Genomic DNA, 1,779 nt, shown 5'->3' with positions numbered 1-1,779 from the left:
ACGGAGATCGATTTATCAGGCCGACCTGGTAAGAGCACGGCCTGCCTAACGGCAGGCCGTAACCGGCCCGCACACAAAAAATCTGACAGTCCCGCCTGCTCTCGGACCACAGTGAACATCTTGGGTGAGTTGCTCTCAACCAATAACCCCGCTCTTGCAACCAGCGTACCCTTCGGTCATCCCGAATGGGCTGCCTCTGGCCGAAAGCGACTAATCCCGTCAGACAGCCATCGACCAGAAGAAGACACTCAGCGCCCTGACTGATCACGCAGGGCCTCCAGAAGCAGACGAAAAGCCGGTTTGTGTTGGCGCCGGCTTGGGTAGTAAAGGTGATACCCGGTGACGGTGCCAGTCCAGTCCTCCAGCAGCCGCACCAGGCGACCTTGTGCCAGATCTTGCTCGACCAGATGCTCCGGGAAGTAGCCCAGTCCGGCACCCGCCCTGACAAAATCACGCATGAGCCAGATGTTGTTACTCACCAGATGCCCGTCGGCGCGTACTTTGATTTCTCGCCCGTTTTTTGCGAAAGGCCAAGCCCACAATCCGCCCGAGGTGGGCTGGCGCAGGTTGATACAGGCGTGCTCGGTCAGATCCTGTGGCGTCAGTGGTTCAGCACGGTGTTCCAGATAGGCGGGGGCGGCCACCAATGCCATGCGAAAATCCCGGCCGATGGGCATGCTGATCATGTCCTGAGCCAGCTGCGCCCCCAGGCGGATACCGGCATCGAAGCGCTCTGCAACGATGTCGACCAATGCGTAGCTGTCGTTGATTTCGACCTTGATGCCCGGATAGTCGGTCATCAACTGCAGCGCAGCCGGGGCAAGGACCAGATGGGTTGCGTGCTCCAGGGAGGTGATGCGCAGGCTCCCCGCCGGCGTGCCGCTGAGTTCGCTCAGCTCGTTGAGCCCTGACTCGATCCCGTCAAAATGCGGCCCGATGCTGTCGATCAGGCGCGCGCCGGCTTCGGTCGGCGCGACGCTGCGGGTACTGCGGGTCAGCAATTGCACACCCAGGCGCGATTCCAGTTTGGTGATGGTGCGGCTCAGCGCAGGCTGGGAAACGCCAAGCTGCGCCGCCGCTTTGGTAAAACTGCCTTCACGGGCGACCCGCAGAAGGGCCAAGAGGTCGGTAACGGTGTCGCGCACGATTGATGCTCTGCGGTTATAGGTCCATTCCAACCATACCATCTAATCATTTGTAGGAAGGCTGGCTAGAGTGTTGCCTTCGCTTCGCGGCGCTTTCAGGAATTATCTTCTCCATGACTAAGCAAACATTCGATGTGATCATTTTCGGCGCCACGGGGTACACCGGTCGGCTGGTCGCTGAATACCTCTTCGCTCAATACGGCGTCGACGGCCCTGTTAAATGGGCCATTGCCGGTCGCAGCTTGAGCAAGCTGGAAGCCATTCGGGACAGTTGGACAAACGCCGCAGCGCTGCCGCTGATCGTGGCCGATGCCCAGGACCGGGCGTCCGTGCGCGACATGGTTGCCGCGACCCGGGTCGTGATTACCACCGCAGGACCGTTTTCGGTCTATGGCTCGGACCTGGTAGCGGCCTGCGCCGAGTCGGGGACGGACTACGTTGACCTTTCGGGGGAGATCCCCTGGATTGCCCGGATGATCGGCAGCCATCACGCCCAAGCCCAGGCATCGGGCGCGCGCCTGGTGTTCTCCTGTGGTTTTGATTCGGTGCCGTTTGACCTCGGCGTATGGTTCACCCAGCAGCAGGTCATGAAGAAGTTCGCTCGTTACGCGCCTCGGATCAGGGGCCGCGTGCG

At 61.0% G+C, this 1,779-nt stretch carries 2 protein-coding genes; one reads left to right on the top strand and one right to left on the bottom strand.

Features of this window, described 5'->3' with window-relative positions:
* Positions 1-248: 248 nt before the first annotated feature.
* Positions 249-1,148 (bottom strand): LysR family transcriptional regulator, encoded by a 900-nt coding sequence (locus EC919_RS27035; RefSeq protein ID WP_133777453.1) that lies wholly within the window; start codon positions 1,146-1,148, stop codon positions 249-251.
* Between the two features lie 110 nt (positions 1,149-1,258).
* Between EC919_RS27035 and EC919_RS27030 the strand changes: the two genes are divergently transcribed.
* Positions 1,259-1,779: saccharopine dehydrogenase family protein (locus EC919_RS27030; protein ID WP_208295018.1), on the top strand; the 521-nt coding region annotated here is incomplete at its 3' end.

Origin of the sequence: Pseudomonas graminis (assembly GCF_004364335.1) — a bacterium.
Lineage (GTDB): Bacteria > Pseudomonadota > Gammaproteobacteria > Pseudomonadales > Pseudomonadaceae > Aquipseudomonas > Aquipseudomonas graminis_D.
Note: the sequence above shows the minus strand (reverse complement) of the source record. Positions and strands in the feature narration are given on the sequence as shown.